This window comes from Marinobacter nauticus (genome assembly GCF_003634635.1).
Classification (GTDB): domain Bacteria; phylum Pseudomonadota; class Gammaproteobacteria; order Pseudomonadales; family Oleiphilaceae; genus Marinobacter; species Marinobacter nauticus.
Genome location: NZ_RBJB01000003.1, coordinates 967,064 through 987,121, shown reverse-complemented (window position 1 = coordinate 987,121; position 20,058 = coordinate 967,064). Strand labels below are relative to the sequence as shown.

The 20,058-nt window shown below is 59.8% G+C and carries 19 protein-coding genes; 9 read left to right on the top strand and 10 right to left on the bottom strand.

Annotated features, from left to right (window positions below; all coding sequences use genetic code 11):
• The first annotated feature begins 15 nt into the window (after nucleotides 1–15).
• From C7436_RS10550 to C7436_RS10510, 9 genes are all read left to right on the top strand, one after another.
• Nucleotides 16–633, top strand: a complete 618-nt coding sequence (locus tag C7436_RS10550; protein WP_121207792.1) for a glutathione S-transferase family protein — start codon at nucleotides 16–18, stop codon at nucleotides 631–633.
• Between the two features lie 109 nt (nucleotides 634–742).
• Complete coding sequence (locus tag C7436_RS10545; RefSeq protein WP_011786946.1) at nucleotides 743–1,360, top strand: DUF4202 domain-containing protein; 618 nt, start codon at nucleotides 743–745, stop codon at nucleotides 1,358–1,360.
• 70 nt (nucleotides 1,361–1,430) lie between these two features.
• Complete coding sequence (locus C7436_RS10540; protein WP_121207790.1) at nucleotides 1,431–2,135, top strand: response regulator transcription factor; 705 nt, start codon at nucleotides 1,431–1,433, stop codon at nucleotides 2,133–2,135.
• Nucleotides 2,132–3,481, top strand: coding sequence for a sensor histidine kinase (locus C7436_RS10535; protein WP_121207789.1), 1,350 nt, complete (start codon nucleotides 2,132–2,134; stop codon nucleotides 3,479–3,481). Before C7436_RS10540 ends, C7436_RS10535 begins: the two co-directional genes overlap by 4 nt.
• Before the next feature lie 87 nt (nucleotides 3,482–3,568).
• Nucleotides 3,569–5,542: a TonB-dependent receptor domain-containing protein gene (locus C7436_RS10530; protein ID WP_121207788.1), complete on the top strand. Its 1,974-nt coding sequence runs from the start codon at nucleotides 3,569–3,571 to the stop codon at nucleotides 5,540–5,542.
• Nucleotides 5,543–5,550: 8 nt separating this feature from the next.
• Nucleotides 5,551–6,699: a TroA family protein gene (locus C7436_RS10525; RefSeq protein WP_121207787.1), complete on the top strand. Its 1,149-nt coding sequence runs from the start codon at nucleotides 5,551–5,553 to the stop codon at nucleotides 6,697–6,699.
• A complete protein-coding gene (locus C7436_RS10520) occupies nucleotides 6,696–7,793 on the top strand; it encodes a FecCD family ABC transporter permease (protein ID WP_121207786.1) in 1,098 nt (365 codons plus the stop codon). The genes C7436_RS10525 and C7436_RS10520 overlap by 4 nt, the downstream gene beginning before the upstream one ends.
• Nucleotides 7,790–8,575, top strand: coding sequence for an ABC transporter ATP-binding protein (locus C7436_RS10515; RefSeq protein WP_121207785.1), 786 nt, complete (start codon nucleotides 7,790–7,792; stop codon nucleotides 8,573–8,575). Before C7436_RS10520 ends, C7436_RS10515 begins: the two co-directional genes overlap by 4 nt.
• Nucleotides 8,576–8,598: 23 nt before the next feature.
• Entirely contained in the window at nucleotides 8,599–8,889 is a 291-nt protein-coding gene (locus C7436_RS10510; RefSeq protein ID WP_121207784.1) for a DUF2218 domain-containing protein, read from the top strand.
• Here the strand turns inward: C7436_RS10510 and C7436_RS10505 are convergent.
• From C7436_RS10505 to C7436_RS10460, 10 genes are all read right to left on the bottom strand, one after another.
• The gene (locus tag C7436_RS10505; RefSeq protein ID WP_121207783.1) at nucleotides 8,865–9,740 is read right to left on the bottom strand and encodes a sugar phosphate isomerase/epimerase family protein; all 876 of its coding nucleotides are present in this window, start codon (nucleotides 9,738–9,740) and stop codon (nucleotides 8,865–8,867) included. The genes C7436_RS10510 and C7436_RS10505 overlap by 25 nt on opposite strands.
• Nucleotides 9,737–10,747 carry a DUF6005 family protein gene (locus C7436_RS10500; protein ID WP_121207782.1) on the bottom strand — a complete coding sequence of 337 codons (1,011 nt, stop codon included), beginning with the start codon at nucleotides 10,745–10,747 and terminating at the stop codon, nucleotides 9,737–9,739. The genes C7436_RS10505 and C7436_RS10500 overlap by 4 nt, the downstream gene beginning before the upstream one ends.
• Nucleotides 10,744–11,013, bottom strand: a complete 270-nt coding sequence (locus C7436_RS10495; RefSeq protein WP_121207781.1) for a phosphopantetheine-binding protein — start codon at nucleotides 11,011–11,013, stop codon at nucleotides 10,744–10,746. Before C7436_RS10495 ends, C7436_RS10500 begins: the two co-directional genes overlap by 4 nt.
• Nucleotides 11,010–12,311: an AMP-binding protein gene (locus tag C7436_RS10490; RefSeq protein ID WP_121207780.1), complete on the bottom strand. Its 1,302-nt coding sequence runs from the start codon at nucleotides 12,309–12,311 to the stop codon at nucleotides 11,010–11,012. Before C7436_RS10490 ends, C7436_RS10495 begins: the two co-directional genes overlap by 4 nt.
• A complete protein-coding gene (locus tag C7436_RS10485) occupies nucleotides 12,308–14,116 on the bottom strand; it encodes an IucA/IucC family protein (protein ID WP_228198099.1) in 1,809 nt (602 codons plus the stop codon). The genes C7436_RS10490 and C7436_RS10485 overlap by 4 nt, the downstream gene beginning before the upstream one ends.
• A gap of 25 nt (nucleotides 14,117–14,141) precedes the next feature.
• Nucleotides 14,142–15,974 (bottom strand): IucA/IucC family protein, encoded by a 1,833-nt coding sequence (locus tag C7436_RS10480; protein WP_121207778.1) that lies wholly within the window; start codon nucleotides 15,972–15,974, stop codon nucleotides 14,142–14,144.
• Between the two features lie 81 nt (nucleotides 15,975–16,055).
• Nucleotides 16,056–17,423 carry an MATE family efflux transporter gene (locus tag C7436_RS10475; protein WP_121207777.1) on the bottom strand — a complete coding sequence of 456 codons (1,368 nt, stop codon included), beginning with the start codon at nucleotides 17,421–17,423 and terminating at the stop codon, nucleotides 16,056–16,058.
• A gap of 27 nt (nucleotides 17,424–17,450) precedes the next feature.
• A complete protein-coding gene (gene trpC, locus C7436_RS10470) occupies nucleotides 17,451–18,263 on the bottom strand; it encodes an indole-3-glycerol phosphate synthase TrpC (protein ID WP_014422793.1) in 813 nt (270 codons plus the stop codon).
• Between the two features lie 162 nt (nucleotides 18,264–18,425).
• Nucleotides 18,426–19,454: an anthranilate phosphoribosyltransferase gene (gene trpD / locus C7436_RS10465; protein WP_121207776.1), complete on the bottom strand. Its 1,029-nt coding sequence runs from the start codon at nucleotides 19,452–19,454 to the stop codon at nucleotides 18,426–18,428.
• A gap of 18 nt (nucleotides 19,455–19,472) precedes the next feature.
• Nucleotides 19,473–20,051, bottom strand: a complete 579-nt coding sequence (locus C7436_RS10460) for an aminodeoxychorismate/anthranilate synthase component II (protein ID WP_011786929.1) — start codon at nucleotides 20,049–20,051, stop codon at nucleotides 19,473–19,475.
• Nucleotides 20,052–20,058 lie beyond the last annotated feature (7 nt).

Here is a 20,058-nt window from a genome sequence, read left to right as displayed (position 1 = left end):
GGAGCCAATAACAAGATGCAACTCTTCGAAACCCGAACCGCCCCCAACCCACGCCGAGTGCGCATGTTCCTGGCCGAGAAAGGCTTGCTGGACCAGGTTGAACTGGTGCAGGTGGATATTGAAAAAGGGGAGAACCTGAGCCCGGACTTTGTTGCCCGCAATCCGATGAAGAAAGTGCCGGTGCTGGAACTGGATGACGGCACCTCCATTGCCGAAACCATGGCCATCTGCCGCTATTTTGAGGAAAGCTATCCGGACACGCCCAGTCTGTTGGGTGAATCACCGCTGGAGAAAGCCCTGGTGGAGCAGTGGCTGCGCTGGATCGAATTCTATTTCATGATGCCCACCGGCATGTGCTTTCAGCACACCACCGGCTATTTCAAGGACCGGATGAACCCCATCAAGGAGTGGGGGGAGGAGTGCGGCCAGGGCGTCGAGAAATTCATGCATTTCCTGAACAAGCAGCTCGAGGGCAAGGAATACCTGTGCTGTGACCGGTTTACCGCCGCCGACATCAACGCTTTCACCACTGTGGCCTTTGCCCGGGTGGTCAATATCCGTATCAAGCCGGAACAGGAACACCTGCAGGCCTGGTTCGACCGGATCAAGGCGCGGCCTTCGGCGCAGGTCTGAAGTTTGCCGGTGACCTGAAGTCCGGCCGGCTGATAGTATCGCCTGATGGAACGGCGCGCCCTGTTCACACGGGGGCGCCAGGAGCGAGCCGTGCGACTTGAAGGATTGAATGATGAGCAACAGTGCCAATCTGGAATGTGCGATTAATGCCATCGACCAGGCAAACCAGCAGGATCCCAACCGTGAGGAAATAGGCGGTGAATCCCTTCCCAGGGAATACGCCTACAGCCTGCACATGACCCGCTGGCTGTTTGAACTGGAGCCGGAACCTTCCGAGCGCATGCAGATCGCCTGTCGGGCCCAACATATCGAGCGCTGGACCATGCCCCGCAGTGACTATGGTGAGGGCCGCAAGAATTACTATCAATGGCGTCAGGCCTGCGGCCGCATGCATGGTCGCCGGGCAGCGGAGATCATGGCGGCTTGCGGTTACCCGAAAGCGGAGTGCGAACGGGTCGAAACCATTCTGACCAAGCGTAAACTGCGGGAAGACGAAGACACCCAGTTGCTGGAAGATGTGGCGTGTATGGTGTTTCTGGAGCGCTATTTTGCGCAATTCTTTGAAGACAACCCGGATTACGACAAAGAAAAATGGCTGCGCATTGTGCGCCGGACCTGGGGAAAAATGACACCCCGTGGCCACAGTGCCGCTCTGAAGCTGGCCGAGGGCATGCCCGCTCACCTGTTGGCTTTGCTGCAGGAGGCGCTTGCCGCACCCGCTGAGTGAATCCTGCACTTGAGCTACCGTCATCCGTTGCATATGATATGCATTATCATTTGGCAATGGGTGGCAAACCATGGCGACACTGGCCGACCGAAATCCGAAAATCCTGATTGTCGAAGACGATCAGTCCCTCAGTGATCAGCTGTCCGGATTGCTGGCGTCCCGAGGCTACCAGGTGGTGCAGAGCTACGAGGGCGATCAGGCACTGATCACCGCTATGGGGCAGCGGCTGGATCTGATTCTTCTGGATGTGCTGCTGCCGCGCATGAACGGCTTCGAATTCCTGGAGAAGCTCCGTAAAACCCGCCAGACCCCGGTCATGATGCTGACCGCCTGTGGTGCCGAGCAAGAGCGCATTATGGGGTATCAGCAGGGGGCTGATGACTATGTGCCAAAACCTTTCAGTTTCACCGAATTGCTGTTGCGAATTGAGGCGTTGCTGCGACGCACCCTGGGCGAAACCGATCAGCGCGCAGACCCTGCCACACTGGCTGCCGGTGAGTTAAAGCTTGATCGTCATGCCATGACCGTCAGCTTTCAGGGTAATCCGGTCTCGCTGACTCCCATCCAGTTTCGCCTGCTCTGGACTCTGGTGTTGCATCAGAGCGAAGCGTTGAGCAAACCCTATCTCTACCAGGTGGTGCTGGAGAAAGAGTTCAGTCGCTACGATCGGAGCCTGGACATGCACCTGAGCCGGGTGCGTCGCAAGTTGGTGGAGGCCGGCGTTGCCGGTGACCGACTGCAGACAGTGCACGGCAAGGGGTATTGCTTCCAGTGAATCGTCGTTTGTGGTGGAAGCTGTCAGGCACCCTGGCGCTGGGAACGCTGGTGTTGTTCTGGGTAATCTCCTTTCTGGGGGCCACTACTGAACAGCAGATGAGTTTTATTGCCCGCAAGCATCAGGAGACCCTGAAAGACTGGGGGCACACAGCAGAGCGTCTGTACCTGGCCGGCGACGAACAGGCCCTTGCCCGTTGGCTGGAGCAACTGCAACAGGACGAAAACACCTGGGCGGCGGTGGTTCGGTCCGAGATACAGCCGCTGGCTGGCAGTGAACTGTCATCACAGTTTCAGGAGGGTTTTCGGCTTGGACGCAACGTGGAATGGAAGATCCATCTGTATTTCACCGAAAACCCGATCATGGATCTTACCTTCGCCGATGGCCATACCCATTTCCTGATTACCCTGCCTCAGCGTATGCGGCCGGGCGCTTACCTGCCGGAGGCGCGGCTATTCCTGAAAGCTGCCCTGCCACTGACGGTGCTGCTGGCATTGTGTCTGGTGATTTACCGGCACCTGATGAATCCCGTTCGCCAGCTGGAACTGGCAACCCGTCAGTTCAGTGAGGGTAATCTGGGCGCCAGAGCCAGGGCTCTGCTAGGTAACAGAAATGACGAACTGACGGCGCTGGCAGAGACCTTTGACCAGATGGCTGAGCGGATCGGCGATCTGATCCAGTCCCAGCGCCGGTTGATCTCCGATCTCTCCCATGAGCTGCGAACGCCCCTGACCCGGATTGATATGGCCATCAGTTGCGTAGAGGAAGGGATCGATACCCAGCATTTCCTGCCCCGGATACGGCGGGAGTGCGATCTGATGCGCGCCCTGGTGGAGGACACCCTGACCCTGGCCTGGCTGGAGAACGAGCAGCCGGAGCTCAACCAGGAGGATCTGGATCTGACCGATCTGGTGGATACCATTGCGGAAGACGCCCGCTACGAGTACCCGGAGCATAATATCAGGACCGAGCTTCCGGAACAGGCGGAGATTCGGGGTACCAGTCATCGGGCGTTGGCACAGGCCATTGAAAATGTGGTCCGTAATGCCTGCAAGTATACGCCGGCCGGTGGCACGGTAATGATACGGCTGCAGGAGGAAGCCGGTGGGTACCGGCTGTCGGTGGAGGACGACGGGCCGGGTGTTCCGGCCGAGCAACTGGAGGCGATCTTCCGGCCGTTTTTCCGTGCCACACGGATCCGGGAAAGTGTGCCGTCTGGCCATGGCCTGGGGTTAGCGCTGGCAAGCCGGCATCTGGATGCCATAGGGGGGCGAATCCGGGCCTGTAATCTCGCGGGGAACGGTGGTCTGGCGATGCATTTGTGGTTGCCTGCAGTCCGGATGTAACAAATGTAAAACTGGTTCACTTCGCGACACAAGTTATCGAGAATGCACTCCAAATACGAATCATTTGCATAATGGAGTGCGGTCGTGATGGCAAATTCCTCACCGATGAAACAACCCCGGCGCTTTCGTCGCAACACCCTCTGGCTGGCGCTGATGGCAGCACCTCTGGCTCATGCACAGCCGGTTTCCCTGGATCCTATTCAGGTAACCGCAGACCGTGAGGCGGACGCCGATACTGTGATCGATGCAGAGACCATAGAGCGTTTCCAGGCGGACGATCTGGAAGACGTCTTTGCGGGCCAGCCAGACGTGAGCGTTGGTGGGTCCAACAGCATCGCCCAGAAAGTTTATGTCCGAGGCTTTGAAGACCCGCTCTTGAACGTATCCGTGGATGGTGCCACCCAGGCTGGGGCACTGTTCCATCACTCCGGTCGACTGTCGGTGGAGCCGGAGTTGCTCAAGCAGGTTGCAGTCAATGCCGGGGCTGGCCGGGCCACCGAAGGAGCAGGCGCCCTGGGCGGATCAATCCGCTTTGTTACCAAGGATCCGGACGATTTGTTGCGGCCAGGCGAAAGCGCCGGGGCCGTGGTTAAATTCGGCTCTTTCTCCAACACCGATGGCTACAAGGCCAGTGGCACGGCCTTTGGTCGGCTGAGTGATAACTGGAGCACTCTGGTGTCTGTCAGCCAGAGTGACCACGAGCCGTTCAAGGATGGCAGTGGCGACCGTATTGCCGGCAGTGATGCCCGTCAGCAGCTGGGGTTTGCGAAACTGGTGGGCCAGTTGCCGGCCGATCAGACTATCAAGCTCAGTCATGAAGTACGTACCGATGAGGGGGAACGGCCCCAGCGTCCACAATGGGTTGTCAGTAGTTTCAATCGCCTTTACGAACTGGATGGCCGACGGGACACCACTACCCTCAACTACGGATACGCTCCTGCAGGCAATGCCCTGGTGGATCTTGAGGCAACCGTATACCACACCGAGTCTGACATCGAACAGAACGTTGAGGATCGCTGGGGCCGTTACTTCGGGTTTAGCCGGAACATCGGCGGCGACCTTCGTAATACCAGTCGTTTTGGCGAGCACAGCCTGACCTACGGTGTTGATTATCGTGAGGACAAGGTGAACGCGGGGTATCAGGAGGACAAGCGGGCCGAGCAACAGACCGGTGAAGTGCTGGGCGTTTACCTGCAGGGCGATCTATGGCTCACCAGCCGTCTGCTGTTCAGTGCCGGCGCCCGTTATGACGACTACCGGCTCAAGGACAATGATGATCAGCGCTTCAGTGAAGACGAGGTCAGCCCGAATGCCAACCTGGCCTGGGAGGTGGTGGACGGTCTCACCCTGAAAGCTGGTTATGCCGAAGCCTTCCGGGGGCCAACCACTCAGGACGCCTTCAAGCTGGAAGGTTCTGAAAACGATCCGGATCTGGAAGGCGAAAAAGCCCGGAATACCGAGGTCGGTTTCGATTACCGCTACGAGACTTTCCGGCTGTCGGCCGAGGTGTACCGTTCTGAAATCAAGGACGCCATTGCTGATCCGTTGCTGCCGTTCCGGGAATCCATCTACAAGAACATCGGTGATCTCGAGTCTGACGGCTACCTGATCTCGGCCGGTTACCAATGGCAGGCACTTTCCGCCGGACTGAGCTTCCACAGTAACGATGCCGAAGTGGATGGCCAGCCGTTGACGGTGTACGAGCACAATCTGCTGGGTAACACCATGGGAGATACCTGGATTGCCGACCTGGCGTACCGCTGGGATCGAAACCTGGAGTTTGGCTGGCAGGGCCGGTTTGTTGAGGGTATCGATAATCTGGACACCTCTGTTGGCACCATCGACAAGCCCGGATACGGTGTGCACGACCTGTTTCTGCACTGGTTACCCACCGGCAATGAGGATCTGCGCCTGAGTCTGACCATCAAGAACGTCGGCGACAAGCAGTACCTGGCTCATGCCAGCAATGCCGATTACCAGCATATTGAGGACTATGAGGGAATCGTTGGCATGCCGGAGCCGGGGCGGGACATCCGTGTTGGCCTGGCCATGCGGTTCTGAGGCCCGTGATGTTGCGTTACCAAATCATAGCCGCCCTGATGGGCGGCGTTTTCTGTTTACTGGCTGAGCTCTCCCTGGCGGCGGACACGGTTACCGATCTGGCAGGGCGGACGGTAAAGCTGCCGGACCGTGTCGAGCGAGTGATCCTGGGAGAGAGTCGCTACATTCCCGCGCTTGCCATACTGGAGGGAGAGCACCTGCCCGACCGTCTTGCGGGGCTGTTACCGGATTTCGAAATGACGGATCCGGGCGGCTATGCGCAGTATCTGAAAGCTTTCCCGTCACTGGCGGATATTCCCCGGGTGGGGCACACCTCGGCTGACAGTTTCAGTCTGGAAAGTGTGCTTGCCATGGGGGCTGACCTGGCCATCTTCAGTCTCGAGGGCCACGGTCCCGGCGCCCATAACCGGGCACTGATTGATAGCCTTCAGCGAGCGGGCGTGGCAGTGGTGTTTATCGATTTTCGGCAGGATCCTCTGGTCAATACACCCAGGAGCATGGCTGTTCTGGGCGAAGTTCTCGGGCGTCAGGATGAGGCCGAGGTCTTCAACCGGTTCTACCAGCAACAGCTTGCCCGGGTCACCGGCGTGGTGGCCGAGATTCCGCGAAGCGACTGGCCCAGCGTGTTCCTGCACAGTCGTCTGGGTCGGCATGACAACTGCTGTGAGACCATGGTGGCGGGGATGATGGGGCACTTCATCGAGGCTGCTGGCGGTAAGAATGTGGCGCAAGGCCGGGTTCCCGGGGTCAGTGGTGTGCTCAATCTGGAATATCTGATCAGTGAGCCACCCCGGCGTTACGTAGCCACTGCTATTGGCTCCCGACGCTATCAGGCGTCCGAAACCGACCATGCTTACGTGATGCTAGGGGCCGGTATTGATGAGCAGACGGCCAGGGCATCCCTTCTCCGGGCCACTGATCGTCCGGGGCTGCGAGCGGTAAAACCCATTCGAGAGGGGCGGGCCATGGCTATCTGGCACCACTTCTACAACACGCCCATGAACGTGGTGGCGGTCCAGGCTCTGGCCCGGTGGTTCCATCCGGCAGCGTTTGGTGAGCTGGATCCAGGTGCGACCCTGGCGGAATTCTACCGGCGATTCCAGCCAGTGCCGCTTGACGGAGTCTATTGGGTGACAGCCGGGGAGGCGCAGAAATGACGCCCGTGCAGTATAGGCAAGATGCGGGACTGAAATCGTCTGACACCAGGGCGTCCTCGCTGGCCGATGACTATCGGCGTTTTGTCTGGCGCCGGGTGTTATGCCTGGGAGGGTTGACCCTCGCGGCGATGACAGCACTGCTGGTGGATATTGCCAGCGGGCCGTCGATGTTGGGATTGCTGGATGTGTTCAGAGGACTACTCAACCCTGAGGGTATCGATGCCGGCACCCGCGTAATCATTGAAGATATCCGGCTGCCCTACGCGTTGATGGCGGTGGTGGTCGGCGCTTGCCTTGGCCTTGCCGGGGCGGAGATGCAGACGGTATTGAATAATCCGCTGGCCAGCCCGTTTACCCTGGGCGTCGGTGCGGCTGCCACCCTGGGGGCGTCGCTGGTGATTGCTTTCAATATCTCGGTATTGGGGGTGGCGGCCCATGTATTGTTGCCTCTTTCCGCGTTTGTATTTGCCGCAGCTGCCTCGCTGCTGATTCTGGTACTGTCACGCACCCTGGGGGCCTCGGTGCATGCGGTGGTGCTGTTTGGTATTGCCCTGTTATTCGGCATCAACGCAGTGGTGGGCCTGATCCAGTTCATGGCCGATGCCGAGTCGGTTCAGCAGATTGTGTTCTGGACCATGGGTAGCCTGGCTCGGGCCAGTCTGGACAAAGTGGCCATTGTCGCCTTGGTGCTTGCGCTGTGCCTGCCGTTTTCCCTTCGTAATGCCTGGGCCATGACCCTGTTGCGCAGTGGTGAGGAGCAGGCCCGAAGTCTGGGTATCCGCGTGGAGCGCATGCGCCTGGTGGTGCTGATGCGGGTGAGCCTGTTGACCGCGGCGGCCATGTGTTTCGTTGGCGAAATCGGGTTTATTGGCCTGGTGGCGCCCCACATCGCTCGTTTGATGCTGGGTGAAGATCATCGCTTTCTGTTGCCGGGCAGCGCCCTGGCCGGGGCCGTCCTGCTGTCGTTGTCATCTATCGCCAGCAAGTTACTGGTACCGGGAGTGGTATTACCGGTGGGGATTGTGACCGCCCTGGTGGGTATCCCGCTGTTCATCACCCTGATCATCGGCCGTAGCAGGAGGGCCGCATTGTGACCCTGAAGCTGCAATCCGTCACCGCCGGTTACCGGAATCGATCCGTGTTCACAGGGCTTACTCTGCCGGAGATACCCGCGGGCGCACTGGTCGCCGTGGTTGGCCCTAACGCCGTGGGCAAGTCCACGCTGCTGAAATCCATTGCTGGCCTGCTGCCGATTGCCGGCACCATGACCTTTGCCGGGGAAAACCTTGCGGCGATGACGGCCCACCATCGTATTCGTCGTGTCGGTTACCTGCCGCAACCACTGCCCCAGGCCATTCCGTTGGTGGCCTATGAGACCGTATTCAGCGCCTGTCGCTCCGCCCGCGGTGACTGGTCCCGGGAAGAGACCGAGCTGGCGATTGAAGAGGTTTTCGACACCCTGGGTATCCGGCAACTGGCGCTTCGGCGGCTATCGGAAATGTCTGGTGGTCAGCGCCAGATGGTGGGGCTGGCTCAGGTACTGGTACGTCAGACGCCATTGATGCTGCTGGATGAGCCCACCAGCGCTCTGGATCTGCACTGGCAGCTCAACGTGCTCAACGCGGTGCGTGACGCCACCAGCCGGACCGGCTCGATTGCCCTGGTGGCCAGCCATGATCTCAATCTGGCCCTGCGCTATTGCGACCAGGTTCTGGTGTTGTCTCCCGGCGGCCAGGCTGTGCTCGGCACGCCGGCACAGGTGCTGACGCCAGAACTGTTGGCCCGAACCTATGGTATCGAGGCCCGCATTGAACAATGCTCCCGGGGGCACCCCATTGTGCTGGCGGATCGTCCGTTATCTGCCAGTGTTAACTGACCCACTGAGGTAAGGAGTCTGCCATGCCAACCATGAATGCCCGAGTCGCCACCACCGATCCCGGTCGCCTGATCAATCGCCTTTGCAAACACTTTCGCCACAAGATTGAGGCTGAGTGGACCGCAACCGACGGCAGGCTGGCTTTCTCCATCGGTGAATGCCGGCTCGAAGCCGCAAACCGGGAGCTGCTGATGCGCTGCCAGTCACCCACCGGAACGGAGCTGGAGGAGTTGGGCCAGGTGGTGGCTTCCCACCTCATCCGCTTTGCCGGCGATGAGGTGGATAAGGTTCACTGGCAGACGGCCAGCGCCTGAGATTGCGCGTGGTTCTGGCGAACGTTTTGCCGCAACTGGTGAAGATCGCTGCATAGCACCCGGTAGCTGTCCGGGCCGAACCACTCCAGGGAAATGTCCAGTGGGGCCGGATGGGTTTGCGACTGTTGCCAGCCGGCCAGGGTGTCCAGTAGCGGCCGGTAGTCACAGGCACCGTCCAGCACAGGCACCATTCCCTGCCGGGAACCGGCCGGTGAGTAGACATTAGCCGGAGCAAATACGCCGAGCTGATCCCGATGACGGATATTCTTGAAGTGAAAATGTCTGACCCAGGGCGCCATTTGTTGCAGCGCCAGCTTTGGGTCTGCTCCGGCTTCCCAGACATGCAAGACGTCGAAGTTGATACCCAGGGCCGGGTGATCCACGTCGGTTAGCAACGTCAGCGTGGAGTCGACCGTATCGGCCAGGGTGCCGGGGTGTGTTTCCACCACCAGGGTCAGGCCTTCATCTGCGACGCAACGGGTCAGCGTCTGCAGACGTCGGGTCTGGGCCTGGCGCTGTCTCTGGTCGAGCTCGGCGCTGCCCTGATGGCCGGCAAACGTTCGCAGTTTGGGGGCCTGCCAGTGTCGGGCCAGCCGGCAGAGTTCGCGGGTGTAGTGGATAGCCTCCTGCTCGCTACCGTCTAGCGGCAGGTAGTCGCTGACCATGGGAATGGCCAGTCCCTGGCTTTGCAGCCAGCGGCCATCCAGTCCGGGCTGCTGTAACAGGTGCCAGGCATGCACGCCCCAGAGTTCAATACCGTCAAAGCCGGTGGCGCCAGCCCAGGTAGCGAGTTCCGGTAACGACACCAACTGGTGGCGGAACGAGATGGTGCACAGGTGGAAGCGAATCATGGTGATACCTCCAGGGCGGACGTGCGAATGTTGACCGTGAGGTCGGGGTGTTGCTGCTGCCATTCTGCAAACAGGCCCTGCAGGCTGTCCTTGATGGCGAACTCTCGCTGATCCTGCTCGTCCAGCAACTGCTCGACCCCGGACAGCAGGGCAGCGTTACCGGACATCACCAGTTTCAGCGCCCGGTACTGGATCTGGGTGTAGGTTTTCACCAGCCGGTCAATGTCCTCGCACAGCGCTTCGAACCACGGATCGCCCTCGGCGGTGCGGCCCTGATCCTCCAGCAGCCAGGCAAAGGCGTGCTCGTAGGCGTACTTGCGAATCGCCATCACTGGAATCTCCCGGAATGCCCGGGGCAGGTTTGCCAGTGGTTGCCTGGCATCAGGACCGATATGGGCGTGCAGAATCTGCCGCAAGGCATCGGTAAACGGATTGGTCTCCGCTTTCATGCACTGGGCGAAATACGCGGCTACTGTCTCCGCGGGCGTATGCCGGATGTCCAGGCCATCGAAACAGAAGCCACCGGCAGCGGCCGGGGAGCGAACCGATTCCAGAATCCGGTCTTTGGGCAGCACACCCTCCCAGCGAAAATCCGGGTCCGACATGAACCACTGCTCCGGATCTTCCGTGGCTTCCAACATCACGTAGTGGGGAAACGGGTTCTGGTGGAATTTGTTTTCCCGTTCTGGAAGTCGGTAAAGGTCCAGCATGACCATGACCTGACGATCGGAAGGGCGCGTTTCCACCAGTTCAATCAGCCGGTCGATGTTGGCCTCTTTCGATTGCTGGTGGTTATACCAGGATTCAATGGTGACGCCGTACAGTAGCCGGTACCACTCCCGGAACTGGTCGTGGCGGGTATGGGGCGAGTGGTAGGACAGAACCTGCTCTTCACTGACCGAGAAGTCCGCATCCCACACGCCAAAGTAGAAGGGGCGGTGGTCCACACCGGGGGTGCGTTTGATGATCTCGCAGACACAGCTGACAAAACAGTGCACTTTGATCACAGGGAAACCTCCGGGTTGCCTGCGGCGACCAATAGCGCTTCCAGGTCCTCAACGGTCTCGAGCTGATGGGTCAGCAGCGCTTCTTCGGGTATATGCAGGCCGTGCTCCAGTTCCAGGTGTACGATTAGTTGCAACAGCATAATCGAGTCAATTGCCAGATCGGCGTTGAGGCGGGCAGTCGCTGAGAACGCCGAAAGCCGGGCGTTGGGCAGATGGCTTCGAATCACCGTTTCAATGGCGTCTCGGGTGGCAGCGGCTGAACTCATGCCGGCACCTCCCGCAGGTCTTTGGGGTTGAGGGATTCAGTTAACAGCCGGCGACTGACCTTGCCGTTCGGGAGCCGGCAGATGCTTTCCACCTGTTCGATCAGTGACGGCACCTGGTGCGGTGACAGTTGGCCCCGGCTCCATTGCCGCAGTTGGTCGGTGTCTATTTCTGAGTCTGCTACAAAGCGCAGGCAAACCCGCTCACCGGCAAAGGCATCCGGTTGCTTGAAGGCCACCGCCTCTCGAATCCCGGGATAGCCAAGGAACACGTCTTCTACGGCCCCCGGATAGACGTTGATGCCGGCGACGTTGATGGTGTCATCGGAGCGGGCCAGGAAATGCAGCTGGCCCTGCTGGTCGAAATAGCCCAGATCCCTGCTGTGAATGCGCTGCCCGGTGGCCTTAACCGTGATCAGGATTTCATCCGGTTGCCCAGGGGAGCCCCCGGCCTGCACTGACACATGCGGTAACGGCAGGCCGAGTTGGCCAGGCTCGGTCACGTCCGGGCTCAGCGCAACGCAGCCGGCTTCTGAACAGCCATATTGCTGGCAAACGCGCAGGCAGCGGTTTCGAAGCTGGTCCAGTACGGGGGCGGGCAGGGGCGCCCCGGACAGCATGACGCTGTGCAGTCTCTGCTTTTCAGGCAGCATTCGTATCAGCAAGCTGACCAGGGTCGGGGAGGCATAGAGCAGATGCTCGGGTACTGCGCGCAGCCGCGCAAGAATAGAGCGTGGATTGAGGTTGGTGACCACCTGGGGGGCGATGCCCCGTTGCAGGGCTGCCAGCACACCACAGATCAGACCATAGGAGTGCGTCACCGGGCAGGCTACCACCGGTGTCAAGGTCTGGGCCTCAGTGAACTGGGCAACATAGGCGGCCAGCTCCCGTTCTATGTCGTGCCAGGGCCGTGTGATGGTTTTGGGGTTGCCCGTGGTGCCGGAGCTGAGCTGAATCAGCTCTCCGCCTTCGGCGCAGGTCGTCTTCGCTTTCCCGCGAATGACTTCGGGCGTGACTTCCTGGAGTTGCTCGCCAAACAGCAGGTAGGTGCAGCCCGTGCTCTCGGCCAGGGTTCGGGCCGCAGCATAGGGGGTGCCGGAATGAATGGGCAGCACACTGGCGCCAAGGGGTTTCAGCCAGAGGCACAGGGCCAGCCAGTGGGCGGTGTCCTGCAGGCAGACCGCAAATCGGCAACCGGCCGGCTCCTGAAATTCAGGGCGCTCCTCCAGGCACTGGACTATCTGGTCGCAGTCCGGTTGCGTGTAAGGCATGTTGTCGACATAGAACAAAGGTGCAGTCACGGTAACCTCTTGTGATGGTGATCAATGAAGGGCATCAGGGTGTCGTTGGGGCCCGGGGCCAGGGGATTTGGCACCCGGTGGCGAGGCTGCTCGCTGTCTGGCTGAAGTTTGCTGCGCAGCAGCGACTCGGTGAGCGGGTGTGGTTGATCCCATCCCAGGCGATCCAGGCGGGACCTCTGCTCCGGGTGTTGTCGTGCGTAGTTGGTCAGGATTGTCCGGACCCGATCCCAGAACCGCGCCTCGTTAAATCCGTAGGCCTCTTCCAGGACCAGCGCGAGCTCACTGAGATTGAAGATAAACAGGGTATCCATCACCAGCTCGCGCAGGGCCTCCGGGTTGCTCATGCGGTAATACTGGTTGTCCGGTGCCTGATCGTAGAATGCCTGCCGGGGGCCGAAGTTCGGTTCGGGGGTAGTCTGGGGCAGATAGTCCCGGGCGTACTCGACGCTGTCGTGGAAATCCCGAAGCATCAGTGCTCTGGGCCAGCCGCTGCGCGCCACCAGAAGGCTGTTCTGGGCATGAGCCTCAAGACCGACGCCGTGGGCAGCGAGCATATGCCAGACTGGCAGAATGACAGCCTTGAGCGTGGCCTCCAGCCAGGGGACCAGACCATAATGCTCCACCCAGGGGTGAATAAAGGGCATGTCGTCAGGTTGCCACTGGAACAGGGCGTTTAAGGGAATGGCCTGCTCACCCTCATGAAGCCGGGAGCCGATGCTGGCGCGCCAGATGGCGGCCAGCTCCCCCGCAAGCTCCGAATTATTTGCTCCCTGCTCTTCGCGCGCGGCAACGCCCAGGCTGGCATATTCGGGCAGCAGACGTAGCGGGTAGTTGGTATCAAACAGTGGATCGCCGGCGACAATGGACTCGAGCCAACGGCTGATGACAGGAGCCGATGGCACGGAATGGGGCTCCAGATGCCGGCGTGACGAGGTATTGTGAATGCCCAAAGGCAGTTTGACGCAGGCTTTCGCTGGCCGGCTGGCATTGAATAGAGACCTGAGCGACTGTCCTGGATGGTAACGGTCTCCCAGAGGCCCCAGGCATTTGATGCCCAGTGCCTCAAGCCGGGCGGACTCGGGACCCTGGCTGAGTTTCTGCCAGTGCCATGGGTGGGTTGGCAGCGCGCCATATTGTTGCCAGTCAACGCCCGCCCGGTGGAATGCTGCCCGTAGCAGATAAGCCTGTTCCTGGCCCAGTTCTGATTGCCAGAAAGCCATGTCTGAAGACGGTAACTGGGAATCCAGATTGTGTCGGGGAATTGCCACCCAATGAAGCCTGAATCCGGTGCTGGTTTCCGGGCTATAGTGCACCAGATCATCGCCCTGGAATCCGAGTCGGCTCTTGAAACAGGGATGGTAGGGGTGGCCTTCGTGCAGGGCGCTGTCCAGAGCTTCGCCATGCAGGTTCCGGCGGTCTCCGGAATGACGAGCCTTGCGCAGGGCGTCCAGCCGTTCACTGTTGCTGATCGTGGCCAGCAGCTCCGTTAACAGAGATTGCTGGTGTGAGTTCGTTGCCGGAAGCTGTGCAACCAGCGTGGTCACCGAGAGCGACACCGGTTTCTGGTTCCGCTCCAAGGTCAGGGAACTGGTGTCCAGTCTCAGTCGGCCAAAGCCCCGAATGCGGGCTCGGCAACGTCCGTGCAGATTGCCAGCCTGGAAGCTCAGCCATTGCCATCCGGTGCGGTTGCGATCGCCCGGATGGTACGCAATCAGGCCTTCAAACATCAGGGCTTCAAGCAGCTGCCGCAGCACCCGTTGGGCCGGTAACTCGCTCAGGGCGGTCACCGGTTGCAGTCCTGCCATGGGGGCTTTGGATAAGGCTCTCGGTTCAGGCAACACCATGGCTTACCTCGACTGCCAGGGCGGCGGTGCTGCCTTTCGGTGTTGCCCGGGTATCGCCGCGGAGTGGATTGGCAATACTGGTGTAGACTGCCATCTCCAGCTCTGCATTCAGCTCGTCAACATCGTTGACCCGGGTCAGCAGATTGCCTTTGTAGGGTAGACGGCTGTCTTCCAGTAACGACTTGACGAGCGCCTGTGCCGGGCCATCAAGCCGGCTGTGCTCGGCATGTAGAAAATGTCGGAATTGCTGGATCAACAGGGTTTCCGGTATCAGGTCGTCAATGCCAAAGCGGGCAATTACCGAAAACAGCTGATTTACGATCAGGTAGTAGCAGAACCTGTCGCGGATCATGGCGTCCCGGTAGAACAACTCCGGGGTTTCTTTCAGGTCGGTGCATTGCTCTGAGAGTGGCCCGCGCAAGCTCTCCGAGAGGTAGTAACCCTGATTGTCCCGGTAGTAGTAACAGCGTGGATAGCCCCCGCTGACATCCAGCAGACTGTTCTGCTGATGGGCTTCCAGGGCAATGCCGTGCTCATCATAAAGCCGCAGTGCCGGGCCAATCGCGCATGATAGATACTGCTGGAACCAGTCCCGGCTGACGGCTGCCAGGCTGCGGTTCTCGTTCAAGGCCAGGCCCTCGATCAGATCCAGTAACCGGGAATTCCGGCCCGGCAGGGGATCCTGGGTCAGGGCGGCAATGCTGATCACCCCCTGGTCCTGCCCCGGCGGGAAAGGGTTGTTCCGGAAAATCACTTCAAAGCCGCTTTCGGTCAGCCCGGGTAGCATAACGGTCAGATAGGCCGGGTCCTTAAGGATCCGGAAGCCGGGCTCGGCCTCACCAAAACCGGTTTGCCGGAGCAGCCGGGACATAACCACCCCCGCTTTCAGCTCGTGGGCCTTGTTGACCCGCAGCGAGTTGGTCACCTTGACTGGAATGGAGAACTTCAGCATCCATTCAGCTTGCTCGCAGTAAACAGTGCGTACCGATGACGTCGCAGAAAACTCCGGACCAAGCGCACCCAGGGGGTGAATCAACCCCTGGGCGATGGCGTCCAGCACCCCGGGCTGCGTCATCAACCACTGAGCCTGCAGAGGATGGGCCGGGATCAGGGCATGGTTGTCCGGCAGGTTCAGGGAGGCTTGACTGTCCTGCAACAGAGATTCGGCCATGGCACTGGCTGGTAAAGGACCATCAGAATCCTCCAGGACGCAATCCCGATGAACCAGAAAGTAGTGCAGCTGAAAGCGCCCGGTCAGCTCCGGCGCGTAGGCATGCTGCTGCCATTCCGACATCCCCTGGCGGCTCTTGGGAGTGGGATGGGCGGTGTGTCCGAACAACAGAGACTGCTCTGAATCGATAAACCGGTTGGCCAGAAGGCGTGAATCGTTGCGCCTGTGTTCGACGTAACGGGTCATGACGCCGTAGCTGTCGGTGAGCCGATGCAGGAACTCCAGTTCCCGGAGTTTTCGGAGTTCGGGCACCATGCCGCCGGATAACGCATAGAGTTCACGGGCCAAGAGACACATTGCCTGAAAAGGGTCGATGTCGGCCCAGCAATGACGACCGCTGAGCCACTGTCGTACCTTGCCGTAGCGGTGTCGGCCCAGAGCGGAGCGGTAGACAATATCGATGGCCAGGCGGGAGCGCTGGCTGTTCAGAGTCAGTTCGCATACCCAAGGCCCCGAGAACCGGCCTGTCGGATCCTGGGTGCGCTGGCTGGCGGACTGCCAGTCGCCGGGATCAACTTCCTGAAGGTAACCATGCAGGAAAGCCTGAAAACTTGCCTGTTCGGCAATTGCCCGGGCAGACGGTCCCATGTCGACGCTCCAAATTCCTGAATTTGGAGTAAATCTAAATGAGAATCTGTTGCAGGTGAAATGGTTTTACATTTTTTACAATTAGCCGGGAACGGTGATCACCCGCTGCGGCCGGAAGCGTAAAAACAGGGCTATTGCGAGGCCGAAGGTGAGCCATTCCGCCAGTGGCAGTGCCAGCAGTAGCGGCCATTCCGGCGCAAAGCGGGCAATGCCAACCAGCAGCAGTGCGGGCAGCACCAGGCTTCTGGAAAAGGCGACAAGGGCTGAAGGCAGGGCTTTGTGCATGGCCGTCAGGTAGACCGACAGCAACACGTTGATGCCGTTGACCAGAAACAGCGGCCACAGGATGGTCAGAAAACGGTCTGCCAGGGCCGCGGTGGCCGGGTCTGCCGTGGTGTCCAGAAACAGGCGGACCACCTGATTTCCAAACAGCCACACCGTGACCACCAGCGTCAGTGCCAGGCTCAGAATGACGGTGGCCCCGCAGCCCATGAAGCGCCGGATACGTTCGGCATTGCCGGCCCCGAGGTTGTGGCTGATCAGCACGTGCATGGCGTCTGAAATGCCATAGAACACCATCAGGCTCAGGAAGATCAGATAGTTCACCACGGTAAAGGCGGCTACCCCCGCCACGCCCTGAGTGGTCATCAACAGCCAGTTGATCAACAGCATAACCAGCCCCACGGAGAGTTCGTTGATCCACTCCGAAACGCCATTGGCGAACGCCTGGGGAATCTCCTGCCAGTGTTTTTGCTGAAGCTGGAAGTGAAGCTTGCGTTCCGGCTTGAGAAAGTAACAGGCCAGAACCGCGAACTGCAGCACCTGGGCCAGGCCGGTGGCGATGGCTGCGCCGCGCAAACCGTAATCCAGGTAGCCCACCAGCAGGGCGTCCAGCAGGATATTGGCGGCGGCTCCTGTTACCAGAGCCGTGGTTGCCAGCCCAGGGAAGCCGTCTACTCGCACGAAGTAATACAACACCATGGTGACCAACTGGGCCACCAGCACCCAGATGATCACCAGAAAATACTCGGACATCAGCGGGTAAATGTCCGGGGAGGCGCCGAGCACACGATAGATCGAATCATGGAACAACAGCCCCGCCAGTGCTCCGGTCAGAGCCAGGGCCAGAGTAGCCATCAGGCACTTGCTGAAGATGGCAGATGCGGCGTCGGTCCTGCCTTCGCCCAGATAGCGGCCAGCCCGAACGGTACCACCAATGGCCAGGGCGAGCGCCATGCCGAATAGCAGGGTAAACCAGGGAATCAGCAGGTTCAGAGCCGCCAGGGCATCTGCGCCGGCGAAGTTGCCAATGAAAATGCCGTCAACGATGTTGGCGGTGGTCAGTGCCAGCAACCCCGCCACTGAGGGTAGGGCATAGCGGAAGAAAACCGGCCAGAAGGGGCCGGTCAGTATCGGGTTGTCGGAATCCTTGCCGGTCTCTGCGTCCATACTTGCCTCACCCGTTTACCCTGTGAATCAGCCGAACAGCTCCTGCAGTTTCTCACCCGGATCTGGCGCGCGCATGAACGACTCACCCACCAGAAACCCGTAAATGCCCCGGCTGGTCATGGCCTCAACATCTGAACGGGTCATGATCCCGCTCTCGGTAATGGTCAGTCGGTTTTCGGCAATCCGGTGGTGCAGTTCAAAGGTGGTGTCCAGCGACACCTCAAAGTTGTGCAGATTGCGGTTGTTGATGCCTACCAGCGGCGTGCTCAGGGTAAGCGCATCGTCCAATTCCTCGCCATCATGCACCTCCACCAGCACATCCAGGCCAATCTCGTGGGCGATGCCCTCCAGTTCCTGCATCTGGTCTTTGGTCAGGCAGGCGGCAATCAGCAGAATGCAGTCGGCGCCAATGGCCCGGCTTTCATACACCTGATAGGGCGCCACCATGAAGTCCTTGCGGATCACCGGCAGGCTGCAGGCCGCGCGGGCGGCTTTCAGGTAGTCTTCGTGGCCCTGGAAGAAATCTTGGTCGGTGAGCACTGACAAGCAAGCCGCACCGCCTTGTTCGTAGCTTTCGGCGATGCGTTCCGGTTCAAAGGGATCTCGCAGGATGCCTTTGCTGGGTGAAGCCTTCTTGATCTCGGCGATGACCGCTGGCCGCTGAGCTTCGATGCGGGTGCGCAGGGCATTGGCGAATCCACGCGCTGGAGCTTGATCGCCGGCCATGGCTTTCAGGTCTGCAATCGAAACCTTGGGCTTACGTTCATCAATTTCCCCCCATTTCCGATCAACGATTTTACGCAGGATGGTGGGAGTCTTATCCAAATGTCTGTCAGTCATAGCTGGCCCGTATAAAGTTTGCGAGAGCTGGTGAGGGAGCCTTTCCAAAACTGTCTTCAGCCATGGATGGCTGAAGTCAAGCCCTACAGGGACGTACTCGTGGGCGTGTTTTGGAAAGGCTCCCTCACCAGCTCGTCCGGCTCCATCAAAAATAGGCCGGAATTAGAAACACTGAGAAAAATCAGCCAGCTCCGACATCTTGCCAGCCGCTAAACCGGAACCCATGGCATCCAGTGCCATGTCGACGCCTTCTTTGGCGGTCTTGGCCAGGCCGGCGACATAAATGGCCGCGCCGGCGTTCAGCGCGATCATGTCGCGGGCTTTTTCGGTGGTCTCGTCGTGGTTGCGACCGAAAGCGGCCTTGATCAGCTTCAGGGATTCGTCGGAGGAATCCACCGTCAGGCCCACCAGCGACTGGCTCTTGATGCCCAGGTCTTCCGGCGTCAGGTCGTATTCGGTGATTTCGCCATCCTTCAGTTCGGCAACATGGGTGACCGTGGCCAGACTGATTTCATCCAGGCCATCCTTCGAGCAGACCACCATGATGTGTTTTGCGCCCAGGCGCTGCATGACTTCTGCCATCGGGCGGCACAGTTCCCTGGTGAACACGCCGATCAGCTGGCGAGTGACGCCGGCCGGATTGGTCATCGGGCCAAGAATATTAAAGATCGTCCGGCAACCCAGCTCCCGGCGCGGGCCGATGGCGTGTTTCATGGCGCCGTGGTGGGCCGGCGCAAACATGAAACCGACGCCGATCTGTTCGACGCAACGGGCCACTTCCTCCGGCTTCATGTCCAGGTTGATGCCGGCCTTTTCGATCAGGTCGGCGCTGCCGCTCTTGGACGATACGCCCCGGTTGCCGTGCTTGGCGACGAAGCCGCCGGCTGCGGCCACCACAAAGGAAGAGGCAGAGGAGACGTTGAACAGATTGGCACCATCGCCACCGGTGCCGACGATATCCACCAGCGGGCTGGCGTTGATGCTGACCTTGGTGGCCAATTCACGCATCACTTCGGTGGCGCCGGTGATTTCGTCGATGGTTTCGCTCTTCAGGCGCAGGCCCATCAGGAAGGCGCCGATCTGGGCGTCGGTGGCTTCGCCGTTCATCACAATACGCATCACATCCTTCATTTCGTCCCGGGACAGGTCCAGGTTGGAGGCAATGCGGTTCAGTGCTTGTTTCATGTCCATGGGGTCGTCGGCCTCTTGTTATGTTCTCAGGAAGTTGCGCAGCAGTTCATGGCCCTGTTCGGTCATGATCGACTCGGGGTGGAACTGCACGCCTTCGATGGGCAGGGTCTTGTGGCGTACGCCCATGATTTCTTCAACGGAGCCGTCGTCGTTGCGGGTCCAGGCGGTCACTTCCAGGCAATCGGGCAGAGTGTTCTTGTCGATCACCAGGCTGTGGTAACGGGTAGCCTGCAAGGGATTGTTCAGGCCGCGAAACACACCTGCATCCTTGTGGTACACCGCTGACACTTTGCCATGCATTACCTTGCCTGCCCGGATGACGTCGCCGCCGTATACCTGGCCGATGGACTGGTGGCCCAGGCAGATACCCAGGATAGGCAGTTTTCCGGCGAAATGACGAATGGCGTCCATGGAGATCCCCGCCTCGTTCGGCGTGCAGGGGCCCGGGGAAATCACCAGTCGCTCGGGGTTCAGAGCTTCGATTTGTTCAATGGTGATTTCGTCGTTCCGGTATACCTGTACGTCGGCACCCAGCTCAGCCAGGTACTGCACCACGTTGTAGGTGAAGGAATCGTAGTTATCGATCATCAGCAACATAATCTGT

What these genes read in the sequence shown, in the direction of transcription:
- trpD (WP_121207776.1), bottom strand. Translation starts at nt 19,454, where the DNA reads ATGGACATGAAACAAGCACTGAACCGCATTGCCTCCAACCTGGACCTG.
- C7436_RS10495 (WP_121207781.1), bottom strand. Translation starts at nt 11,013, where the DNA reads ATGAGTTCAGCCGCTGCCACCCGAGACGCCATTGAAACGGTGATTCGA.
- C7436_RS10480 (WP_121207778.1), bottom strand. Translation starts at nt 15,974, where the DNA reads ATGGGACCGTCTGCCCGGGCAATTGCCGAACAGGCAAGTTTTCAGGCT.
- C7436_RS10510 (WP_121207784.1), top strand. Translation starts at nt 8,599, where the DNA reads ATGCCAACCATGAATGCCCGAGTCGCCACCACCGATCCCGGTCGCCTG.
- C7436_RS10525 (WP_121207787.1), top strand. Translation starts at nt 5,551, where the DNA reads ATGTTGCGTTACCAAATCATAGCCGCCCTGATGGGCGGCGTTTTCTGT.
- C7436_RS10505 (WP_121207783.1), bottom strand. Translation starts at nt 9,740, where the DNA reads ATGATTCGCTTCCACCTGTGCACCATCTCGTTCCGCCACCAGTTGGTG.
- C7436_RS10545 (WP_011786946.1), top strand. Translation starts at nt 743, where the DNA reads ATGATGAGCAACAGTGCCAATCTGGAATGTGCGATTAATGCCATCGAC.
- C7436_RS10475 (WP_121207777.1), bottom strand. Translation starts at nt 17,423, where the DNA reads ATGGACGCAGAGACCGGCAAGGATTCCGACAACCCGATACTGACCGGC.
- trpC (WP_014422793.1), bottom strand. Translation starts at nt 18,263, where the DNA reads ATGACTGACAGACATTTGGATAAGACTCCCACCATCCTGCGTAAAATC.
- C7436_RS10485 (WP_228198099.1), bottom strand. Translation starts at nt 14,116, where the DNA reads ATGGCAGGACTGCAACCGGTGACCGCCCTGAGCGAGTTACCGGCCCAA.
- C7436_RS10540 (WP_121207790.1), top strand. Translation starts at nt 1,431, where the DNA reads ATGGCGACACTGGCCGACCGAAATCCGAAAATCCTGATTGTCGAAGAC.
- C7436_RS10530 (WP_121207788.1), top strand. Translation starts at nt 3,569, where the DNA reads ATGGCAAATTCCTCACCGATGAAACAACCCCGGCGCTTTCGTCGCAAC.
- C7436_RS10550 (WP_121207792.1), top strand. Translation starts at nt 16, where the DNA reads ATGCAACTCTTCGAAACCCGAACCGCCCCCAACCCACGCCGAGTGCGC.
- C7436_RS10460 (WP_011786929.1), bottom strand. Translation starts at nt 20,051, where the DNA reads ATGTTGCTGATGATCGATAACTACGATTCCTTCACCTACAACGTGGTG.
- C7436_RS10520 (WP_121207786.1), top strand. Translation starts at nt 6,696, where the DNA reads ATGACGCCCGTGCAGTATAGGCAAGATGCGGGACTGAAATCGTCTGAC.